The organism is Streptococcus sp. XMC (assembly GCF_021341835.1).
GTDB lineage: Bacteria > Bacillota > Bacilli > Lactobacillales > Streptococcaceae > Streptococcus.
In genome coordinates, this window is the sequence record NZ_JAJTNQ010000001.1 from 336,840 (window position 1) to 358,141 (window position 21,302).

Below are 21,302 nucleotides of genomic sequence, written 5' to 3' on the forward strand. Positions count from 1 at the left end.
CTTGGTTGGATTTGGCTCCTTCAATGTCATAAAAACCCAAGCAAAGCGAGTCGGAAAATGATATAATTTTAAGTGCTATGACGACGAATGTTAAAAGAAAATATGCTGTCGTGGACCTGGAAGCGACCAGTGCAAGCAGCAATGCAAAAATTATTCAAATCGGGATTGTCATCATTCAAGATGGGCAGATTGTAGAGACCTATGAGACTTATGTCAACCCCCATGAGGAACTAGACGAACATATTCGCCAACTGACTGGCATTACCAATCAGCAACTAAAGAAGGCCCCTGACTTTTCACAGGTAGCCAGACAAGTATACGAACTGATTGAAGATGCTGTCTTTGTGGCTCATAATGTCAAATTTGATGCCAATCTCTTGGCAGAATCATTGTTTTGGGAAGGTTTTGAGCTCATAACCCCCCGGATCGATACGGTTGAATTGGCCCAAGTCTTTTTCCCAACCCTAGAAAGATATAATTTAAGTAGCCTGTGTGAAGAATTGGCGATTCCTCTAGACCATGCCCACTCAGCTATTTCTGATGCGGAAGCAACCGCCCAGCTATTTCTTAAGCTTCGTGAAACGATTGCTTCCTTACCAAGGGAATTGGTGGAAACCTTGCTGTCATTTTCTGATAATCTGATTTACGAGTCGAGACTCTTGATAGAGGATGCATTCGAGGATGCGGGAGCTTTTCATAAAGAGGACTTGACATCTCATCATGGGATTTTTCTTCGTAAGCCTCTAATCAAAAGAGATGCCAAGAATTTTTCTGATCAGTTTGCTATTAATATCCAGTTAATGGGCATGGAACCCCGTCCCTTGCAGCAAGAGTTTGCCCAGTCAATTGAAGAAAGTCTTCAGTCTTCAAGAGAAGTAGCAACCTTTATCGAGGGACCTACTGGGATTGGAAAAACCTATGGCTACCTCCTTCCCTTACTAGCGCATACAAGGGACCAGATTGTCGTCAGTGTTCCAACCAAGGTCTTACAAGACCAGATTATGCAGCAGGAAGCTAAGACGACTGAGGACGTTTTTCAGACTTCTTTTCATAGCCTAAAAAGTCCTCAAAATTATTTAAAACTGGATGAGTTCTTTCGAATCTTGCATGAACCAGAGGAAAATCGCCTATGGAATCGGTTCAAAATGCAATTGCTAGTCTGGCTGACCCAAACAAGGACGGGTGATCTAAACGAAGTGGGACAGCTCCATCGTTACGGGAATTTTGTTCAACGAATCCGTCATGATGGGAAGCTATCAAAAAAATCTTTATTTTACACAGAAGATTTTTGGCGTCTCGGTCAAGAAAAAGCCAAAATGAGTCGAGTCTTGCTCACCAATCATGCCTATTTATTGACTCGATTGGAGGATGATCCTTCTCTAGTAGAAAATCGGACTCTAGTGGTGGATGAAGCACAAAAACTTTATTTTTCATTGGAGCAGTTTTCAAGGGCTTCCTTATCCTTATCGGATTTCATGCTAGATCTGCAACGGGAGATTGAAATAGAAAAATCCTTGTTGAAACGACGGATCCTTGAAAGTCTCCAATTTGAATTGAATGCTCTACTCAAACATCTTGAATCGGGTAGCAGAAAGGTCGAACTAACAGCGGAACAGGTGAAAAAAATTCGCCAGGATTTATCTGAACTAGATAGTCCAGTCTTGGCTGCATTAAAAACGGTCTTTGATCCTCGTTTTCAAATTTTTTGGATTGATCGTACACAAGAGAATCAGCATCCGATAATTCGCTTGCAGTCTGGAAGAGAGGGCTTGGTTTCCCTTCAAGACTTTATTCCAACAACTACCAGACTTCTCTTGGTCTCAGCTACCTTATCCATTAGTAAAAAGGTCAATCTAGCCTCGATTTTAGGAATTGAGAATTACCAATTCATTGGGAAAGAACTGTCCTATCATCAAGGACAAACCATCTTCATCGATCGAGAATTTCCTGATTTGACCAATTTGACGCAAGAGGAATTAGCTAGCTCTTTAGCAAGTTATTTGGATGATCTAGCAGCTACTGGCTTGCCTCTCTTTGCCTTGTTCACTTCCAAGGACTTGCTTTTAGCAACTTCTCAGCTGATGACAGTGGGTCATCTGGCTCAGTATAAGAATGGTGAAGCAGCAACTATTAAACGCCGATTTGATAGAGGGGAAGCTTCCGTCCTTTTAGGATCCGGTAGTTTTTGGGAAGGGGTCGATTTTGCCCAGCAAGCAAAAATCATTCAAGTCATCCCTCGCATTCCTTTTGATAATCCAAGTGATTTCTTTGTACAAAAGCTGCACGAAACCTTGCGTCTAGAAGGGAAAAATCCTTTCTATGATTATAGTTTGCCACTAGCTATCTTACGCTTGAAGCAGGCTCTTGGACGCTCGAGTCGTTCGAGCGAGCAAGAATCTCTGGTCATTTTATTAGATCAACGCTTATTAAATCGTCAATATGGTTCGCAGATTCAAGCTAGTTTAGAGAAAATAGCTCCTCTTGTCATTGCTAAGACAGGAGAAGTAAAAGAAGTTGTTGAACAATTTAGGAGTTAACATGAATCAAAAACCCAATGGAACTCAGTATGTTCCCGGTGTCTTGCTAGCCGCTCTCACAGCAGGACTATCTATGGTGTTAGGAAAAGCAGTACCTATCCTTGGCTCTAGTCTCTTTGCTATCCTATGTGGGATCCTCTTGAATGCTAGTCAACTCTTGCCTCAAAATAGCAGGCCGGGACTAGCCTATTCAGGGAAAAAACTCTTGCAATATTCCATTATCTTGATGGGCTTTACCTTGTCCTTTCAAAAGGTGACCCAATTGGGCCTTTCTTCTTTGGTCATTAGTTTACCGACCATCAGTATTGCCTTTCTCTCTGCTTTTGCAATGGGCTACCTCTTAAAAGCTCCAAAGATCTTAACTGCCTTGGTTGGAATGGGGACAGCTATTTGTGGAGGGTCTGCAATCGCGGCAGCCTCTCCCGTTCTAGAAGCTGATGAAAATGACATCGCTCTGTCCATGTCGACCATCTTTTTCTTTAATATCCTAGCGGTTTTCCTCTTTCCTTTCTTTGGTCACCTCCTTGCTATGACGGATCGGCAATTTGGTTTTTGGGCAGGAACAGCTATTAATGATACCTCATCTGTTGTAGCGGCCGCATTTTCCTATAGTAAAGCAGCGGGTGAAGTGGCTACGGTTGTGAAGTTGACCCGAGCTCTGATGATAATTCCTATCTGTTTTGGGATGTTGGGACTAAAACTTCTAGGACGGTCGAAACAGGATCGAGAAGGCAAGCAAGTGGCATTGAGTAAAATTGTTCCTTGGTTTATTTTTTACTTCCTTTTGGCTTCTTTAGTGACGTCCTTTGGCTGGTTTCCAAGTTCTTGGATTCCCTTCTGTAAATGGTTGTCACAATATTTGATGGCCATGGCCTTGGTTGGCATTGGAAGTCAAGTGTCTATTCAGGCCTTCCGTAAGCAGGGGGTGGCTCCTCTCCTCATCGGCCTTGTTGCCTGGGTAGCTGTATCCATTTCTAGTTTGCTACTTCAACACGTTTTAGGAATCTAAATGAAAGGGAGATGAAATGAAGAGACGTCAGTCTTTCAAACTTAGAGGAAATTTCTCCTTGATCACCACTGTTCTGTTATTATTGGCATTTGGAGTGGTGGCAGTCTACATTGCAGTTTCGAATGATTATCCTGACTTGGTTTGGTCAATTTTAGGCCAACAGGTTGCCTGGATTGTTTTAGGATGTATGATTAGTTTTGTCGTCATGCTCTTTAATACAGAATTTTTATGGAAAGTAACGCCCTATTTGTATGTCTTTGGCTTGGTCTTAATGGTCTTGCCCCTTTATTTTTACAACCCAACCCTGGTTGCTTCGACCGGTTCTAAAAACTGGGTGGCTTACAAGGGGATCAGCCTTTTTCAGCCATCAGAGTTTATGAAAATTTCTTATATCTTGATGGTCTCTCGTGCGATTGTTCATTTTTTACGAAACAATAGGGAAGAAGATCGGACGCTAAAAAAAGACTTTTTTCTCATTCTCCAAATTGCTGCCTATACCATACCGGTCCTAGGGCTTCTAGCCTTTCAACATGATTTTGGAACCTCCTTGGTATTTATGGCTATCTTCTCAGGAGTAGTCCTTATTTCAGGGGTCTCTTGGAAAATCATTTTACCAGTCTTTTTGACCCTCGCAGGTGGAATTGCTCTCTTTTTGGCCGTCTTTCTATCCGACGGTGGGCGGGCCTTTCTCCATCAAACTCTGGGGATGCCTACCTATCAGATGAATCGTATTTTAGCCTGGTTGAATCCTTTTGACTATGCTCAAACTATGACTTTTCAACAGGCTCAAGGACAGTTGGCAATCGCAAGCGGTGGTTTATTGGGGCAAGGCTTTAATGTGTCCAACCTGTTGATCCCTGTCCGAGAGAGTGATATGATTTTTACGGTCATTGCGGAAGATTTTGGCTTTGTAGGAGGTTTGGTTCTTCTCCTCTTATACATGTTTTTAGTCTATAAAATGTTGCGGATTACTCTGAAATCCAATAACCAGTTTTATACTTATATCTCGACTGGGTTTATTATGATGTTAGTCTTCCACATATTTGAAAATATTGGGGCTGTAACAGGAATATTGCCTCTAACTGGAATTCCCTTGCCTTTTATCTCACAAGGGGGATCAGCTATTGTTAGTAACCTCATTGGGATTGGCTTGTTGTTATCGATGAGCCATCAAAATCGGGTAAGTGAAGAACGAAAAAAAGAAAGTCGACTATTGAGGCAAAAACAACTCAGTCGACTACACGAGAAAGGAATCATTTGATATGGCAAAAGTAGCAGTTATGTTAGCAAGTGGGTTTGAGGAAATAGAAGCCTTGACCGTTGTCGATGTCTTGAGAAGAGCAGAAATCGAGTGTCAGATGGTTGGATTTGATCAAGAAGTGACAGGTTCCCATGGCATCACAGTGAAGGTAGATGAGGTCTGGTCCGGTTCATTGGATCATTTTGATGGCATTGTCCTTCCAGGAGGGATGCCAGGTGCGGCGAATCTACGCGACCATGAAGGCTTGATTCAGTCTTTAAAAGAAGCCCATGAACAAGGAAAAAGCCTTGCAGCTATTTGTGCAGCCCCGATTGTGTTGGATCGGGCAGGTCTACTAGATAAAAAACACTACACCTGCTATGATGGCTTTGAAAAAGAAATTGGAAGAGGACACTATGTGAAAGAAGCGGTGGTTCAGGATGGTCAGATCTTGACCAGTCGGGGCCCTGCAACGGCACTTGCTTTTTCATATGCATTGGTCAAGCATTTTGGTGGAGATGCAACAAAATTAAGAGAAGGCATGCTCTATCAAGATGTTTTTGGAACGTCGGCACCTTAGATGGTGAGAAGAAAAATGAAGGTAGAAATTTCCTGCCTTCATTTTTTTATCGTCTGGATTTCTTAAAATATAAATGCTTTTTGAATGAAAGTAAAATAGGAGGGAGAAGACTGTAAAAAAACCGTGAAAACATTGACTTTACAAGCAATTTTTCGAAAATTATGGTATAATTGAAGCTATGGATTATCATGATTTTATATGGGATCTTGGTGGGACTTTATTGGACAATTATGAGACCTCTACAAAAGCTTTTGTAGCGACCTTACATTATTTCCAAAGGGAGGCTGATCATGATTCTGTTTATGCAGCTTTAAAGGTTTCAACGGATTATGCTGTTCAGCAATTTGCCTCAGACTTTCCAGACTTTTTGGGAGAGTATAAAAAGCGAGAGAAGGAAGCTCTTGAAATCCCCTGCTTATTCGAGGGGACTGAGGAGTTATTGGATCGTCTGACAGCAGACGGAGCCCGTCATTTTTTGGTTTCTCACCGTGACCATCATGTAGAGACCATCCTAGAAAAAACAGGGATTCGTCATTACTTTACAGAAGTAGTGACAGCTGATGACGGTTTTCCACGTAAACCAGATCCTACTTCCATGTTGTATTTAAAAGACAAGTATGCAATTGAGTCAGGCTTGGTGATTGGAGATCGCCCGATCGATATTGAAGCTGGCCAGAGAGCTGGCATGGCGACCTATTTGTTTGACTCAATGGATCAATTAAGTGCCTATATTTTTAATTAGAAAAGGGAAAGAATGACAGAAGAATTGAAACAAGAAACGACTGGCCAAGAATATGATGCCAGTCAGATCCAGGTTTTAGAAGGTTTAGAAGCAGTTCGGATGCGTCCGGGGATGTATATCGGATCCACTTCTAAAGAAGGTCTTCACCATTTGGTCTGGGAAATCGTCGATAACTCTATCGATGAGGCCCTTGCTGGCTTTGCTAGCCATATCGAAGTCTTTATCGAAGCTGATAATTCGATTACAGTCATCGATGATGGACGGGGAATTCCGGTTGATATTCAAGAAAAAACAGGCCGTCCGGCAGTAGAAACTGTCTTTACCGTTCTCCATGCAGGAGGAAAATTTGGCGGTGGTGGTTACAAGGTTTCTGGAGGACTACATGGAGTTGGGTCATCCGTCGTAAATGCCTTGTCGACTCAGCTAGATGTACACGTCCATAAGAATGGCCAAATTCATTACCAAGAATACAAACGCGGTCAAGTCGTTGCAGATCTTGAAGTGATCGGTGAAACAGATCGAACTGGTACTACAGTCCACTTTACTCCAGACCCAGAAATTTTCACAGAAACAACTGAATTTGATTTTGAGAAATTGAACAAACGGATTCAAGAGTTGGCTTTCTTGAACCGTGGTTTACGGATCTCGATTACAGACAAGCGTGAAGGCCAGGAGCAAACGAAAGATTACCACTATGAAGGTGGGATTGCTAGTTATGTAGAATACATCAACGAAAACAAGGATGTCATCTTCGAAACTCCGATTTATACTGATGGCGAAATGGATGATATCACGGTTGAAGTGGCTATGCAGTATACGACTGGTTATCACGAAACCGTCATGAGCTTTGCCAATAACATCCATACCCATGAAGGTGGAACTCATGAGCAAGGTTTCCGTACAGCCTTAACCCGTGTTATCAACGACTATGCTCGTAAGAATAAACTTCTCAAGGACAATGAAGAGAATCTCACAGGGGAAGATGTTCGGGAAGGATTGACAGCCGTCATTTCTGTTAAACACCCAAATCCACAGTTTGAAGGACAAACCAAGACCAAACTTGGAAACTCTGAAGTGGTGAAGATTACCAACCGTTTGTTCAGCGATGCTTTCTCTGATTTCTTGTTGGAAAATCCGCAGATTGCTAAGAAAATTGTTGAAAAGGGAATTCTGGCTGCCAAAGCGCGTGTTGCTGCTAAGCGAGCCCGAGAAGTCACCCGCAAGAAATCTGGTTTAGAAATCTCAAACCTCCCTGGTAAATTAGCAGACTGTTCATCTAACAATCCAGCTGAGACAGAACTCTTCATCGTCGAAGGAGATTCTGCCGGAGGATCTGCTAAATCAGGTCGGAACCGGGAGTTCCAGGCAATTCTCCCTATTCGTGGGAAAATCCTCAACGTGGAAAAGGCTAGCATGGACAAGATTTTGGCCAACGAAGAAATTCGTAGTCTTTTCACAGCTATGGGAACCGGTTTTGGTGCAGAATTTGATGTATCAAAAGCCCGTTATCAAAAATTAGTCATCATGACGGATGCCGATGTCGATGGAGCTCATATTCGAACCCTCCTCCTAACCTTGATCTATCGCTATATGAAACCCGTTTTGGAGGCTGGCTATGTTTATATCGCCCAACCACCAATTTATGGTGTAAAAGTCGGTAGTGAGATCAAAGAATACATTCAACCAGGAGTCAACCAAGAAGCAGAATTGGCTGCGGCTTTAGAACGCTATTCTGAAGGTCGCTCCAAACCAACGATTCAACGATACAAAGGTTTGGGTGAGATGGATGATCATCAGCTCTGGGAAACAACTATGAACCCAGAACACCGCCTCATGGCTCGTGTAACAGTGGATGATGCAGCAGAAGCAGATAAAATCTTTGATATGCTCATGGGAGATCGAGTAGAACCTCGCCGTGAATTTATCGAAGAAAATGCCGAATATAGTACACTTGATGTATAAAATTCTGCGATATTTGCCAATTATTCGAATATTTATGATATAATAACTACGATTACTTTCAAGTAATTTAATGAAGGAGTTTTTATATGTCTCGTGGACTAATTATTCTCATTATTGTCATTGGGGTCCTTTTGGTTTTAGGATATGTAGTGGCAGTCTTATTGAGAAAGCGTAACGAAGCCTTACTAGCAGCACTGGAAGAACGAAAAGAAGAGTTGTATAACCTTCCGGTAAATGATGAAGTAGAGGCTGTGAAGAATATGCATTTGATTGGTCAAAGTCAAGTTGCATTTCGTGAATGGAATCAAAAATGGGTGGACCTATCCCTCAATTCTTTTGCTGATATTGAGAACAACCTCTTTGAAGCAGAAGGCTACAACAATTCTTTCCGCTTTTTAAAAGCCAAGCAAGCAATTGGAAATATTGAGAGTCAGGTTCAATTAATTGATGAAGATATCAAGGCCATCCGTCAAGCTTTATCTGAATTAAAAGAAAAAGAAGAAATGAATAGCGGTCGAGTTGTTCATGCCTTGGATATGTTTGAAAACTTGCAAAAACAAGTGGCTTCTGATCCAGATGCGTATGGCCCAGCGCTTCCCGAAATTGAGAAGCAATCTGAAAATATTCAAGTTGAGTTTTCAAAATTTGTAACCTTGAATTCATCAGGTGACCCTGTTGAAGCTGCTGAAATTCTTGACACAGCAGAAAACCATATTGTAGCCTTGACTCACATTGTTGAAAAAGTTCCTGCAATTGTGAAGGATCTACAAACAACTCTTCCTGACCAATTGGAAGATTTGGAATCTGGTTATCGCAAACTATTGGAATCTGGTTATCATTTTACAGAGACCGACTTGGAAGCACGTTTCCAACAACTGCATGCGGCATTGAAAGCCAATCTTGCCAATGTTGCTGCTCTTGAATTAGATAATGCACTCTATGAGAATGAGCAGATTCAAGAAGAAATCAACGCCTTGTATGATATTTTCACTCGTGAAATCGAATCACACAAAGTGGTTGAAAAATTGGTCAAAGCATTACCAGGTTACCTTGCCCATGCTAAGGAAAATAACAAGAGTTTAGCAGAAGAAGTTGAACGTCTCAGCAAAATATTTGAAAGCAAAGTACTCAAGGAAAATCACTTGAAGGAGTTAGAAGCTGAATTAACAGCTCAAGAGCTTGTTGTAGAGGATGCCTTGAATGATACATCTGAAACTCAAAAAGCTTACTCTATTCTTCAAGAAGAGTTAGAAGCGATTGAAGAACGTCTGAAGGAAATTGAAGATGATCAGATTGCACTGAGCGAAACCTTGTCTAAGATTGAGAAAGACGATACGAATGCTCGTCAAAAGGTAAATATCTACGCTAACCGTTTACATGCTATTAAGCGCTACATGGATAAGCGTAACTTACCTGGAATTCCTCAATCCTTCCTTACTATCTTCTTCACTGCAAGTGATAACACAGAAGCTCTTTTGGCTGAGTTAGAAGGTCGTCGTGTCAATATTGAAAACGTCAATCGTCTCCTGGATATTTTGACCAACGATATGACAGAGTTAGAAGAAGAAACTTATAAACTGGTACAATACGCTACTCTAACAGAGCAGTTGCTTCAATACTCAAATCGTTATCGTTCGTTCGATGATCATGTCCAAGCAGCTTTTGATGAAGCTTTGTACATTTTTGAAAAAGAGTATGACTATCCTGCTTCCTTCAAAGTCATTTCAGAAGCATTGGAAACAGTAGAACCAGGAGTAACAGAGAGATTTGTTAGCTCATATGAAAAAACAAGAGAATCCATCCGATTCTAATCCAAAACATCCAGGAGAATATTCCTGGATGTTTTTTTATGGAGATAAGATGTGATGGGAAATACCAACATAGAAAGAGATAAAGGAGGTGACTCCATGAAAATTTTAATTGCTCCAGATTCATTCAAAGAGTGCCTACCCGCGAAAGAAGTAGCGGAAATGATTGCGGAAGGCTTGCGACAGTCTATTATCGATGTAGAACCGATTACTTGTCCTATTGGAGATGGAGGGGAAGGGACAGTGGATGCCATCCGATACTCGTTAGACTTGATGGAAACCTTTGCCCTTGTTACAGGTCCATTTGGAAAGCCGGTAGAAATGCGGTATGTGGAGAAGGAAACTATGGCTCTCTTTGAAGTAGCCGACTTGATCGGCTTAGGAAAAATTCCAGTTGATCAACGTCATCCACTTGACATAGAGACCCGAGGAATTGGAGAACTGATCTGTTATTTGATCAATAAAGGAAAAAAGGATATTTATATCGGGGTTGGAGGAACAGCCACCAATGATGGTGGGCTTGGTCTTGCAGTAGGTCTAGGCTATCAATTGTATGATAGAGAAGGAAAGCAATTGAAGGCCTGTGGACAAAGTCTTTTAAAGTGTGATTCCATCCGTAAAGAGAAAGCGATAAAGATTCCAGAGGATGTCCAGATACATATCTTAGCAGACGTGTCGAACCCTCTATGTGGACTAGATGGAGCAACCTATATTTTTGGAAAACAAAAGGGGCTTAGCCCCACTATGTTTGATAAAGTGGATCAAGCTATTTACAGCTTTTATGAAAAGAACTGTCCTAGTGTGTTGACCCAAGCAGGGATGGGAGCTGGTGGTGGCCTTGCGGCAGGTCTCTGTGCCTTCGCGCATGCAAGGATTGTTTCAGGAATTGAAACTTGTTTAGAGCTAATCGACTTTGACTCCAAGGTAGCAAATGCAGACTTGGTCATTGTCGGTGAGGGGCGACTGGACCATCAAAGTCTATCAGGAAAAGCTCCGATAGGAGTTGCGAGACGAACCCCAAAGGGAATCCCTGTCATAGCTATTTGTGGAAGTCTTGCAGATGATTTACCAAGTCTCCCATTTGAAAATATAGTCGGAGCTTTTTCCATAACGAAACACCCTGATAGTTTAGACCAACTTCTGAAGAACGCAAGGGAAAATCTTCTCTTTACAGCTAGAAATATTGGAAATCTATTAAGCATAGAAAAAAGCGGTTAAACCGCTTTTTTCTATGTAATCTTTTGCTATTGATATAAATGCCTAGGGGACAGTCATGATCAACCAAACCATTTCTTCCAAAGAGAAGGTTTGCTCGGTTTCTTTTCTTCCTCCCAGAGATCTGCAAAAGCAGAGCGAAGGTCCTTGTCAGTAGTGGTCACTGGTGCATCTGTATGTATCACGAGCCCAAAAGGAGAGGAGTCATGCTCTTCCGAAACAATGGTAGCCTGGCAACCGAACTCTTTTGCTTGTTTTAGATAGCTCAATTGGACGCTAGAATCAACATTTGGGGAGATTTTTACAAAGAGAGGGTCAGCTTGCTCACTGAAGCTTTTAAGCACCTTCAAAAAGCCCTTTTGAAGCTGAGGACTGTTGCTTGTTCTTAAATCAGCATACCCTAGGACGCGCTCTTCAAAAGTACCTAGAAAGCGACGTTGTTCATCAGGATTTAATTTTAAGCCACCGTGGGCCTTTTCCATAATTTCTTTAGATAGATCAGTCATAAGAATAGTATATCATACTTTAACTACAAAATGACAAACGAATGGAGCTGGATTTCAAGATAAAGAAAGCGATTTCTTGCTAAAGTTAAGGAAAATCTGCACAAAGATAACGTTTTTTCTTGAAAAACGCGTATTTTTAAGGTATCATAGAGGTGTAAAAAATTTAAACTCAAAGGAGAGTAAGAAATGTCAATTATTACTGATGTTTACGCTCGCGAAGTCCTAGACTCACGCGGTAACCCAACACTTGAAGTAGAAGTTTATACTGAATCAGGTGCTTTCGGACGTGGTATGGTTCCATCTGGAGCTTCTACTGGTGAACACGAAGCGGTTGAACTTCGCGACGGTGACAAATCTCGTTACGGTGGTCTTGGAACTCAAAAAGCTGTTGACAATGTAAACAACATCATTGCTGAAGCAATCATCGGTTACGATGTTCGTGATCAACAAGCTATTGACCGTGCAATGATCGCTCTTGACGGTACTCCTAACAAAGGTAAATTGGGTGCGAACGCAATCCTTGGTGTGTCTATCGCTGTAGCTCGTGCTGCTGCTGACTACCTTGAAATCCCACTTTACAGCTACCTTGGTGGATTCAACACTAAAGTTCTTCCAACTCCAATGATGAACATCATCAACGGTGGTTCTCACTCAGATGCTCCAATCGCTTTCCAAGAATTCATGATCGTACCTGCTGGTGCGCCTACATTCAAAGAAGCTCTTCGTTGGGGTGCTGAAATCTTCCACGCTCTTAAGAAAATCCTTAAATCTCGTGGTCTTGAAACAGCCGTAGGTGACGAAGGTGGATTCGCTCCTCGTTTCGAAGGAACTGAAGACGGTGTTGAAACAATCCTTGCTGCGATCGAAGCTGCTGGATATGTACCAGGTAAAGACGTATTCATCGGATTTGACTGTGCATCATCAGAATTCTACGATAAAGAACGTAAAGTCTACGACTACACTAAATTCGAAGGTGAAGGCGCTGCTGTACGTACTGCTGCAGAACAAATCGACTACCTTGAAGAATTGGTTAACAAATACCCAATCATCACTATCGAAGATGGTATGGATGAAAATGACTGGGACGGATGGAAAGCTCTTACTGAACGTCTTGGTGGAAAAGTTCAATTGGTTGGTGACGACTTCTTCGTAACAAACACTTCATACCTTGAAAAGGGTATCGCAGAAGGAGCAGCTAACTCAATCCTTATCAAAGTTAACCAAATCGGTACTCTTACTGAAACATTCGATGCTATCGAAATGGCTAAAGAAGCTGGTTACACTGCCGTTGTATCACACCGTTCAGGTGAAACTGAAGATTCAACAATCGCTGACATCGCAGTTGCAACAAACGCAGGACAAATCAAGACTGGTTCACTTTCACGTACAGACCGTATCGCTAAATACAATCAATTGCTTCGTATCGAAGATCAACTTGGTGAAGTAGCTGAATACCGTGGATTGAAATCATTCTACAACTTGAAAAAATAAGCTAGTTTACTAGACTAAAAAGATCCTTGAGTTTTCTCAAGGATTTTTTTTGCTATCGAGCTAAACAAAAAATCCTCAACCAAGTAGTTGAGAATTTTAGGGATTAGAATAAGCCTTTGATTTTATCAACAGCACCGCTCACTAGATCGTTTCCAGCAACAAGAGCTTTTGCTTGTTCTAAGTAGTCACCAAGGTTATCCTTGTTGTCATCGATAAATTTTTTAGCAGCATCGAAATCTTTCTTTTCGATCATTTCTTTGACTTGGTTAAATAAATCCATTGGGTTCATGAGTTTTCTCCTATAACCTATTTATTATTATCACTATTTAATCATTTTTTAACTAAACTAGCAAGCGTTTTGATTGTTAGTTGAAGAGGACACAAACCGCCTCTGGGACATGGAAATCATGGCTCAATTCAGTCAATCGACCACTCGCTTTATCGCGTTTAAAAACAGTGGCATTGTCTGAATCTTGATGAACTGCAATGAGATATTCTTGGTCCGGACTAAGAATGAAATCACGTGGATTGAGTCCATTGGTTGGAACGATTTCCAGAAGCACTAAGCTACCATCTGCCAAGATTTCATAAACTGCAATGGAGTTATGGGCACGATTTGAGGCATAGAGGAATTTCCCATCCTCTGAGAGGCGAATAGCAGCGGCCCATTTTTGACCTTCATACTCTTTAGGTAGGGTTGAGATGGTTTGGAAATGTTCAAAGTAGCCAAGTCCGTCATAGAAAAGGACATCGATGGTAGCGTTTAATTCGTTAATGAGGTAGGCGGTCTTGTAATGAGAGTGGAAAATGATATGACGTGGACCAGCACCTGGAGCTGTTTGATAGGTTTGAGTCTTCGTTAGTTTACCAAGATCATCGACTTGATAGACCACTACTTGATCGGTACCCAAATCACAAGTGATGAGTAGCTTATCGGGAGTGAGATCTGCATAATGTACATGGGGACTCGCTTGGTTTTCGTGAGGTCCAGAACCCTGATGAGTCGCTTGGTCGACAAAGGTTAAATGACCATCTTCATGGATGCGATATGAGAGGACTTGTCCCTTGTGGTAGTTAGCTCCATAGACCAAGCCACGCGCCTCATCAACAGAGACATAACAGAGGGGCGCCCCTTCCTCGACCACATGATTGATTAACTGGTGATCAGGACTAAAGCTTGCAATGCCGCCAAGACCTTGCTCCGCACCCACACTGTATAAGAAACCAGCTTTTGAAAAAGCGAGATAGGTTGGGTTTGGCTCTTGAGCAACTAGTTGTAAGTCGCTAAGTTGACCAGTTCTTTCATCGAAGGAAGCCTTATAAATTCCTTTAGAGTCTCGTTTGGTATAGGTTCCGAAATAAATATCTTGCATCACATGCACCTCGACTTTGTTGATAGCTCCATTATATCAGAAAAGAAGGGGATGGAAAACGATTAGGTGAAGGATTGACAAGCTAAGCATTAAAAAAAAGCTCACATTTCAGCTATATCGTGAAATTATGGACTAAAAATGCTAAAATAAAGACAGATTGAAAACGAAGGAGATTCCCGTGGAACATAAAGAAAAAGATTTTAGTTTATCCTGGTTTTTTAAATGGTTTGTAGATAATAAAGCCATTACTGTTTTTCTAGTAACCTTACTGATGGGATTGAATATTTTAGTTCTCAGCAAGATTAGTTTTATTTTTACACCCCTGTTAGAGTTTGGAGCAGCAGTCATGCTACCAGTCATTATTTCAGGGCTCCTCTATTATTTGTTAAATCCAATCGTGGACTTTTTGGAAAGGCACCGAGTCAAACGGATTATTGCAATTTCCATCGTCTTTATTTTGATCGCGCTTCTCATTTTATGGGGCTTGGCTGTCGCTATTCCAGCTATTCAACATCAAGTTCTTAGTTTTATGAAGAACCTGCCAGATTACTTGGAAAAGGCCAATAGGACCATCGATGATGTCTTAGACAACAAAGTGTCGCCAGAAATCAAGCCTCAGCTGGATGAATGGACCAGCCAATTATCGCAGAATATTACCAGTTGGGCGAGTTCTTTTTCCGCCCGAGCAGTCAACTGGGTCAGCAATCTGATTACTGTCGCCTCTCAGGTCATTATCGCTTTGATTATTATGCCTTTTATCGTCTTCTATCTTTTGAGAGATGGAAAGAACTTAAAAGGGCAAATCATCCGTTTCTTGCCAACCAAGATTCGTAAATCTGCAGACAAAGTCCTGTCTGATGTCAATACACAATTGGCCAATTATGTCAGAGGTCAGATTACTGTTGCTATCATCGTAGCTTTAATGTTTATTCTTTTGTTTAAGATCATTGGGCTTCGTTACGCTGTGACACTCGGTGTAACCGCTTGTTTTTTGAACTTGATACCATACTTGGGTAGCTTCTTGGCCATGCTCCCAGCCTTAGTCTTGGGGTTGGTGGCAGGACCAGAGATGTTTGTCAAAGTCGTCATTGTCTTTATTGTTGAGCAAACCATCGAGGGACGTTTCGTTTCCCCATTTGTCTTGGGGAGTCAGCTCAATATCCACCCAATCACGATTCTGTTTGTATTGATTACTTCTGGCTCTATGTTTGGAATCTGGGGAGTCTTCTTAGGAATCCCGGTTTATGCTTCGGCTAAAGTAGTCATCAGTGCTCTATTTGAATGGTACAAAGAGGTCAGTGGTTTGTACGAAAAGGACGAAGTTGAGGAAATTCAAAGTGAAGAATAGTCAAAAAATTTTAGAAGCAATTGAGAAACAAGAGCTAGATCGTCTGCCAGCTTATTTGGATAAGGCTTTGCTAGAAGATGATCCAGCTACCTTGTTAGAATTGGGACAATATTTTGAAAGTATTGGTTTTTACCCAGAAGCCAAGCAAACCTACTTGCATCTGAGAGATGATTATCCAGAGGTCTATCTGAGTCTAGCCACTATCGTAGCGGAAGATGGACTAATGGAAGAAGCCTTTGCTTATTTGGAAGAAATCCCGGAAAGTTCGGAATGGTATCTAGCCAGTCTCTTAGTCAAGGCAGACCTCTACCAAAGTGAGGGCTTGGCAGATGTGGCTCGAGAAAAACTGATGGAAGCAGCGACTCTTTCAGATGACCCTATTATTCAACTAGGCTTGGCAGAGATTGATTTAGAACTTGAAAATTACCAAGAAGCCATTCAAGAGTATGCTCAGTTAGACAACCGTCTCATTTTAGAAGAAACGGGCATTTCCACCTACCAGCGGATTGGCTATGCTTATGCGAATCTGGGTCGGTTTGAGTCTGCTATTGAGTTTTTAGAAAAGGCCTTGGAAATTGAGTTTGATGACCAGATTGCCTATGAATTGGCAACCCTTCTCTCTGACCGAGAAGAGTATCAACGTTCTCTGATCTACTTCAAGCAGATTGATACACTGTCGCCAGACTTTGAAGGGTATGAATACGGCTATGCCTTGGCTCTTCAAGCTGAAAATGACCGAGAAACAGCGTTAGCAATAGCAGAGCAAGGGATCCAAAAGAATCCTTTTGACGCTTATCTCCTCCTTCTAGCCTCCCAATTGGCCTACGAGTTGCACCAGCCAGAAAAAGCAGAGAAGTATTTGTTAGAAGCCAAAGAAGTTGCTGAGGATCTTGAAGATATCGCCCTTCGTCTGACAACTCTTTATCTGGAACAGGAACGTTATGAAGACGTCCTTGAATGGCAAGAAGTGGAAGTGGAAAATGTCGTCACCCGTTGGAATATCGCTCGTGCCTTGGTAGCACTCGAAGAGGTTGAAAAAGCGGCTCCGATCTATGAAGAGCTCTACCCAGATTTGAAAGAAAATCCAGAGTACTTAGAAAGCTATAGTTACCTCTTGAGAGAGTTGGGACAAATCGCAAAAGCCCGGGAAGTGGCAGAAGGCTATTTGCAGCTAGTCCCAGATGATGGGCAAATGCAAGCTTTCTATGAGAGCCTGTTAGAAGATTAACTACTTGACCCTTGAAGGGCGGGAATCAGAACAAGTGTGCATCCTTGTTCTGGCCCGCTCTTTTTTAATCAGTCTTTTCTGTCATTGTCCTTGAGATTGTGGTATACTGGAAGGGCTGAAAAGAAGACAAGATGAATGAGGGAGAAGATAATGGAACCGGTGAAATTGTTTCAATACAATACCTTGGGGGCTTTGATGGCTGGTCTCTATGGAGGATCCTTTACCATTAAAGAATTACTAGAGCATGGAGATCTTGGAATTGGGACCCTGGACTCCATTGATGGCGAACTGATTGTCTTAGATGGCAAAGCCTACCAAGCTAAGGGATCAGGAGAGGAGCCAGAGATTGTGGAAGTGGCCCCGGATGCGACAGTCCCTTATGCGGCCATCGTTCCCCATCAGGCCGAAGTGATTTTTCGTCAGCGCTTTGAAATGACGGATGAGGAATTAGAGGCTCGCATTGAATCTTATTATGATGGCGAAAATTTGTTTCGTTCCATCAAGATTCACGGTGATTTCGCCAAGATGCATGTGCGTATGATTCCCAAATCAACTTCAGACACCAAATTTGCAGATGTGGCGACCCATCAGCCTGAATTTACGCGAGAAAATGTTACAGGAACTATTGTTGGTTTTTGGACACCAGAGATTTTCCATGGGGTCAGTGTAGCAGGCTATCACCTTCACTTTATCTCAGATGATCATACCTTCGGAGGTCATGTCATGGATTTTGTTATCAAAGAAGGGATTGTTGAAGTTGGGGCCATTGATCAATTGGATCAACGTTTCCCTGTCCAGGATCGCCAGTATCTCTTTGCTAAGTTTAATGTTGATCAGGTCAAAGAGGATATCAATAAAGCAGAATAAAAGGTTGAGCGTCGCTCAACCTTTTAAAATGTAGACAAAGTTATTTTACATATAAGAACCTTAGTATGCTTAAAAAATGAGGTATACTTTGAGGTTCATTCAAACATACACTGAAACTTTTTATCATCAATATGAGAAAAGCTGGGACAAAAGTCCCAGCCTCTTTTTTATTACTCATTGATACGCATGGCTTTAATTTTTTCTTCTTCAGGGGTGACCCGTAGGGTTTTCTGACCAGTATAGGTTACAAAGCCAGGTTTTCCTCCGGTCGGTTTGTTAAGTTTCTTGGTTTCAATCATGTCGACTTGGACCAGATTAGAGAGGCGTCCCTTAGAGAAATAGGCCGCTAGCTCAGCTGCATCTGTCTTGACCTCATCTGAAGGGTTGAGGTTACCTGTAATGACCACGTGACTACCTGGAATATCCTTAGCGTGGAACCAGAGTTCATCTTTCTTAGCCATTTTGAAGGTTAATTCTTCGTTTTGAAGATTGTTCCGGCCGACCAGGATAATGGTCTTGCCGTCTGAGGCTAAGTACTTCTCTGGTTTTTTGCGTTTGTGGATCTTTTCTCGGTTGCGTCGTTTGATGAAGCCTGTTTGGATCAGCTCTTCTCGAATCTCGGCGACTTCAGAAAGGCTTGCTTGGGCCAGAGCGGTTTCGACTGTTTCCAGGTAGGAGATGGTTTCCTTGGTTTCCTGGATGAGAGAGGTCAAATGTTTAACAGCTTCTTTTAGCTTCTGGTAACGCTTGAAGTAGCGTTGCGCATTTTGACTGGGGGTCAAAGCCTTATCCAAAGCAATGGTGATAGGTTGATTGGTATAGTAGTTGTCCAAGGTGACCTGATCTTGATCATTTGGGACTTGATGGAGGAAGGTGGTGAGAAGCTCCCCTTTTTGCCGGAAGTCTTCGGCATTTTCTGTCGCTGCCAGTTCGGCTTCCTGTTTGGCCAACTTTTTCCGGTTTTTTTCTAGTTCATTGTCCACCTTGCGGATGAGTTCTCCAGCTTGTTGTTGGACCCGGTCGCGCTCGGCCTTGTCTAAGTAATAGTGGTCGAGGAGACCCGATAAGGTCTCAAAGGTTTCCTCCTGGCTATCAGCAAAAGCGAGAGCAGCAAAGGATTTTTTCGTTAGACGAGGATCTGTTGGAGCTTCAAAGAATGCTCGGAAGGTTTTTAGTTTTTCTCCAGTTTCTAATCGACTGGCCAATTCTTGAGCAGTATCTCGACCAAGACCCTGGAAATGAGTTTGAAGGTTTTTAGGTGTCAACTCTTCCCGATGGAGAAAGGCGAATAATGCTTCGTCCTTGATTGTAAAAGGGTTGACCGCATCGGTTTTTGGAGGAGCTAGATAGGTCGAGCCTGGCAAAATGGTCCGATAGCTATTTTGAGAGAAGCCAACATGTTTGATTGCTTCGATAATTTTTCCTGTCGCCTTGTCCAGAAGAATGATATTGCTGTGCTTGCCCATGATTTCAATAATCAAAGTCACAGAGATATCATCTCCAATTTCATTTTTATTAGAGACGGCGATTTCTAAAATGCGGTCATTCTCCACTTGCTGGATCTGCTCAATGACTGCTCCTTGGAGATACTTGCGCATGACCATGATAAAGGTATTGGGGAAGGCAGGATTCTCGAAGTTGGTCTGGGTCCGTTGGATCCGTCCAAAAACAGAGTGAGAAGAAAGCAAGAGTTTTTGATTCTTGCGGTTGCTACGAATTTGTAAAACCAACTCTTGTTCAAAGGGTTGGTTAATTTTTTGGATGCGACCATTTAAGAGTTCGCTTTGTAATTCATCCACCATATGGTGTAAAAAAAATCCATCAAAAGACATGGGTTTCCTCAACATTCTAGACTAGTTCTAGTAAATTATATCAAAAAAGTGCCTGAAAACCTAGGAAGAAGAAGGACAAACATTTTGCAAAAACAACCTCACTAGGAAAAGAATTTCAGGAAATGCCGAACGTTTTCAAAAAAAACATAAAAAAGTATTGACAAGGCTTACAGAAACATTTACAATGGATTCAATTAGAAAAGTAGTAAATGAAAATTTATTAGAGAGCTCACGGTTGGTGAAAGTGGGTAGTGGACATTTATGAAATTGGACTAATGATGAGATGAATTTGAAACAATAAAAATTCGGTCGGCACACCTTATCGTGCAACTTGTTGCTAGACAAGACAGAGATGTGGGAGGAGTTTATCCATTTTCCCATAAGTGAGGTGGCACCGCGATGACACGTCCTCACATAGCTTTCGCTATGTGTAGGCGTGTTTTTTGTTTCAAGAAAGAAGGGAGAAAAGAAGATGAAGAAACGATGGCGACTCAGTTTTTAACAAAGATGAAAAAAAACGAAAAAATAAAAGATAGAGGTAAAAAATATGAAAAACAAACGTGTATTGGGAATGATTGGTGCTTTACTAGCTGTTATTTTGGTAGCTGTTGTTTACCCAATACTAACCAATAAAAAGGATGCGAATAAAACAGATGGAACCAAAAAGGTAAAAGTTGGTGTCTTACAGTTAGTCAGCCACCCATCGCTAGACGAAATCTACAAGGGGATTCAAGATGGCTTGGCTGAAGAAGGCTACGACAAGGACAAGATTGAGATCGAATTCCTCAATGCGGAAGGAGACCAAAACAAGGTTGCAACCATGAGTAAGCAATTGGTTCAAAATAACAACGACGTCTTGATCGGAATCGCAACCCCATCTGCTCAAGGTTTGGCTAGTGCGACTAAGGACAAACCAATCGTCATGGGTGCTATCACAGACCCAGTCGGCGCAAACTTGGTCAAAGATTTGAAAAAACCTGGTGGCAATATCACAGGAGTATCTGACCACAACCCAACGGAACAACAGTTGAAGTTAATCAAAGAGTTGACTCCAAACGTGAAAACAATCGGGGTTCTTTACTCAACCAGTGAAGATAATTCTAAAACTCAAGTAGAAGAATTTACAAAATTGGCTGAAAAAGCAGGCTACAAAGTAGTTCCTTATTCAGTCCCTTCTACAAATGAAATTGCTTCAACGGTTTCTGTCATGACTGGTAAAGTGGATGCTATCTGGGTTCCAATCGATAACACCATTGCATCAGCCTTCTCAACGGTAGTTGAAGCAAACAAAACAGCTAAAAAACCAATCTTCCCAAGTGCGACAGCCATGGTCGAAGCAGGTGGTTTAGGATCTGTGGTCGTAGACCAGCATGATCTTGGCGTGGCAACTGGTAAAATGGCTGCGAAGATCTTGAAAGGTCAAAAACCAGCTGACACACCAGTTGAAATCTTCACAGATGGTAAGTCTGTCATTAACAAAAAAGTGGCAGAAGAATTAGGCATTACCATTCCAGAATCTGTCTTGAAAGAAGCTGGACAAGTCATCGAATAAAAACCAAACGAA

At 41.9% G+C, this 21,302-nt stretch carries 17 protein-coding genes and 1 other annotated feature; of the genes, 13 read left to right on the plus strand and 4 right to left on the minus strand.

Translation table 11 applies throughout. The annotated features are described in order from the left end of the window. Positions 1–77 precede the first annotated feature (77 nt). From LXO72_RS01575 to LXO72_RS01610, 8 genes are all read left to right on the plus strand, one after another. The gene (locus tag LXO72_RS01575; protein ID WP_042507476.1) at positions 78–2,537 is read left to right on the plus strand and encodes a bifunctional DnaQ family exonuclease/ATP-dependent helicase; all 2,460 of its coding nucleotides are present in this window, start codon (positions 78–80) and stop codon (positions 2,535–2,537) included. A gap of 1 nt (position 2,538) precedes the next feature. After that, entirely contained in the window at positions 2,539–3,546 is a 1,008-nt protein-coding gene (locus LXO72_RS01580) for a YeiH family protein (RefSeq protein ID WP_023023822.1), read from the plus strand. Between the two features lie 16 nt (positions 3,547–3,562). After that, the gene (locus LXO72_RS01585; protein ID WP_233331316.1) at positions 3,563–4,807 is read left to right on the plus strand and encodes an FtsW/RodA/SpoVE family cell cycle protein; all 1,245 of its coding nucleotides are present in this window, start codon (positions 3,563–3,565) and stop codon (positions 4,805–4,807) included. Position 4,808: 1 nt separating this feature from the next. Then, positions 4,809–5,366 carry a DJ-1 family glyoxalase III gene (locus LXO72_RS01590; protein ID WP_023023818.1) on the plus strand — a complete coding sequence of 186 codons (558 nt, stop codon included), beginning with the start codon at positions 4,809–4,811 and terminating at the stop codon, positions 5,364–5,366. A 178-nt stretch (positions 5,367–5,544) separates the two neighbouring features. Further along, positions 5,545–6,108: an HAD-IA family hydrolase gene (locus LXO72_RS01595; RefSeq protein ID WP_023023816.1), complete on the plus strand. Its 564-nt coding sequence runs from the start codon at positions 5,545–5,547 to the stop codon at positions 6,106–6,108. Between the two features lie 12 nt (positions 6,109–6,120). Beyond that, a complete protein-coding gene (gyrB, locus tag LXO72_RS01600) occupies positions 6,121–8,070 on the plus strand; it encodes a DNA topoisomerase (ATP-hydrolyzing) subunit B (protein ID WP_023023814.1) in 1,950 nt (649 codons plus the stop codon). 86 nt (positions 8,071–8,156) lie between these two features. Continuing rightward, a complete protein-coding gene (ezrA, locus tag LXO72_RS01605; protein WP_023027062.1) occupies positions 8,157–9,881 on the plus strand; it encodes a septation ring formation regulator EzrA in 1,725 nt (574 codons plus the stop codon). Between the two features lie 96 nt (positions 9,882–9,977). After that, complete coding sequence (locus LXO72_RS01610; RefSeq protein ID WP_023027061.1) at positions 9,978–11,096, plus strand: glycerate kinase; 1,119 nt, start codon at positions 9,978–9,980, stop codon at positions 11,094–11,096. 59 nt (positions 11,097–11,155) lie between these two features. Here the strand turns inward: LXO72_RS01610 and LXO72_RS01615 are convergent, their stop codons facing one another. Continuing rightward, entirely contained in the window at positions 11,156–11,599 is a 444-nt protein-coding gene (locus LXO72_RS01615) for a DUF1694 domain-containing protein (RefSeq protein WP_023027060.1), read from the minus strand. A 186-nt stretch (positions 11,600–11,785) separates the two neighbouring features. On the opposite strand from LXO72_RS01615, the gene eno reads away from it, so the two are divergent. Continuing rightward, positions 11,786–13,090: a surface-displayed alpha-enolase gene (gene eno, locus LXO72_RS01620; RefSeq protein ID WP_000022824.1), complete on the plus strand. Its 1,305-nt coding sequence runs from the start codon at positions 11,786–11,788 to the stop codon at positions 13,088–13,090. A 103-nt stretch (positions 13,091–13,193) separates the two neighbouring features. On the opposite strand, the gene LXO72_RS01625 is transcribed toward eno, so the two are convergent. Continuing rightward, positions 13,194–13,379 carry a hypothetical protein gene (locus tag LXO72_RS01625; RefSeq protein ID WP_023023803.1) on the minus strand — a complete coding sequence of 62 codons (186 nt, stop codon included), beginning with the start codon at positions 13,377–13,379 and terminating at the stop codon, positions 13,194–13,196. Positions 13,380–13,455: 76 nt separating this feature from the next. After that, on the minus strand, positions 13,456–14,466 hold the full coding sequence (locus LXO72_RS01630) for a lactonase family protein (RefSeq protein WP_233331317.1): 1,011 nt from the start codon (positions 14,464–14,466) through the stop codon (positions 13,456–13,458). 175 nt (positions 14,467–14,641) lie between these two features. Between LXO72_RS01630 and LXO72_RS01635 the strand changes: the two genes are divergently transcribed. The 3 genes from LXO72_RS01635 (at position 14,642) to budA (ending at position 17,906) form a co-directional block, all read left to right on the plus strand. Beyond that, a complete protein-coding gene (locus LXO72_RS01635; protein WP_233331318.1) occupies positions 14,642–15,811 on the plus strand; it encodes an AI-2E family transporter in 1,170 nt (389 codons plus the stop codon). Then, positions 15,801–17,039, plus strand: a complete 1,239-nt coding sequence (locus LXO72_RS01640; RefSeq protein WP_023027056.1) for a tetratricopeptide repeat protein — start codon at positions 15,801–15,803, stop codon at positions 17,037–17,039. The genes LXO72_RS01635 and LXO72_RS01640 overlap by 11 nt, the downstream gene beginning before the upstream one ends. A 150-nt stretch (positions 17,040–17,189) precedes the next feature. Further along, on the plus strand, positions 17,190–17,906 hold the full coding sequence (gene budA / locus LXO72_RS01645; protein ID WP_023023795.1) for an acetolactate decarboxylase: 717 nt from the start codon (positions 17,190–17,192) through the stop codon (positions 17,904–17,906). A gap of 170 nt (positions 17,907–18,076) precedes the next feature. On the opposite strand, the gene LXO72_RS01650 is transcribed toward budA, so the two are convergent. Further along, entirely contained in the window at positions 18,077–19,738 is a 1,662-nt protein-coding gene (locus LXO72_RS01650; RefSeq protein ID WP_233331319.1) for an Rqc2 family fibronectin-binding protein, read from the minus strand. A 180-nt stretch (positions 19,739–19,918) separates the two neighbouring features. Further along, positions 19,919–20,153, plus strand: a binding site (T-box leader). 156 nt (positions 20,154–20,309) lie between these two features. On the opposite strand from LXO72_RS01650, the gene trpX reads away from it, so the two are divergent. Further along, a complete protein-coding gene (trpX, locus tag LXO72_RS01655) occupies positions 20,310–21,290 on the plus strand; it encodes a tryptophan ABC transporter substrate-binding protein (protein ID WP_416308771.1) in 981 nt (326 codons plus the stop codon). The last annotated feature ends 12 nt before the right edge of the window (positions 21,291–21,302 follow it).

Coding starts and splice junctions, on each gene's coding strand:
- LXO72_RS01585 (WP_233331316.1), top strand. CDS start 3,563: ATGAAGAGACGTCAGTCTTTCAAACTTAGAGGAAATTTCTCCTTGATC.
- LXO72_RS01615 (WP_023027060.1), bottom strand. CDS start 11,599: ATGACTGATCTATCTAAAGAAATTATGGAAAAGGCCCACGGTGGCTTA.
- ezrA (WP_023027062.1), top strand. CDS start 8,157: ATGTCTCGTGGACTAATTATTCTCATTATTGTCATTGGGGTCCTTTTG.
- LXO72_RS01590 (WP_023023818.1), top strand. CDS start 4,809: ATGGCAAAAGTAGCAGTTATGTTAGCAAGTGGGTTTGAGGAAATAGAA.
- LXO72_RS01595 (WP_023023816.1), top strand. CDS start 5,545: ATGGATTATCATGATTTTATATGGGATCTTGGTGGGACTTTATTGGAC.
- trpX (WP_416308771.1), top strand. CDS start 20,310: ATGATTGGTGCTTTACTAGCTGTTATTTTGGTAGCTGTTGTTTACCCA.
- LXO72_RS01610 (WP_023027061.1), top strand. CDS start 9,978: ATGAAAATTTTAATTGCTCCAGATTCATTCAAAGAGTGCCTACCCGCG.
- LXO72_RS01575 (WP_042507476.1), top strand. CDS start 78: ATGACGACGAATGTTAAAAGAAAATATGCTGTCGTGGACCTGGAAGCG.
- LXO72_RS01580 (WP_023023822.1), top strand. CDS start 2,539: ATGAATCAAAAACCCAATGGAACTCAGTATGTTCCCGGTGTCTTGCTA.
- LXO72_RS01625 (WP_023023803.1), bottom strand. CDS start 13,379: ATGAACCCAATGGATTTATTTAACCAAGTCAAAGAAATGATCGAAAAG.
- budA (WP_023023795.1), top strand. CDS start 17,190: ATGGAACCGGTGAAATTGTTTCAATACAATACCTTGGGGGCTTTGATG.
- LXO72_RS01650 (WP_233331319.1), bottom strand. CDS start 19,738: ATGTCTTTTGATGGATTTTTTTTACACCATATGGTGGATGAATTACAA.
- gyrB (WP_023023814.1), top strand. CDS start 6,121: ATGACAGAAGAATTGAAACAAGAAACGACTGGCCAAGAATATGATGCC.
- eno (WP_000022824.1), top strand. CDS start 11,786: ATGTCAATTATTACTGATGTTTACGCTCGCGAAGTCCTAGACTCACGC.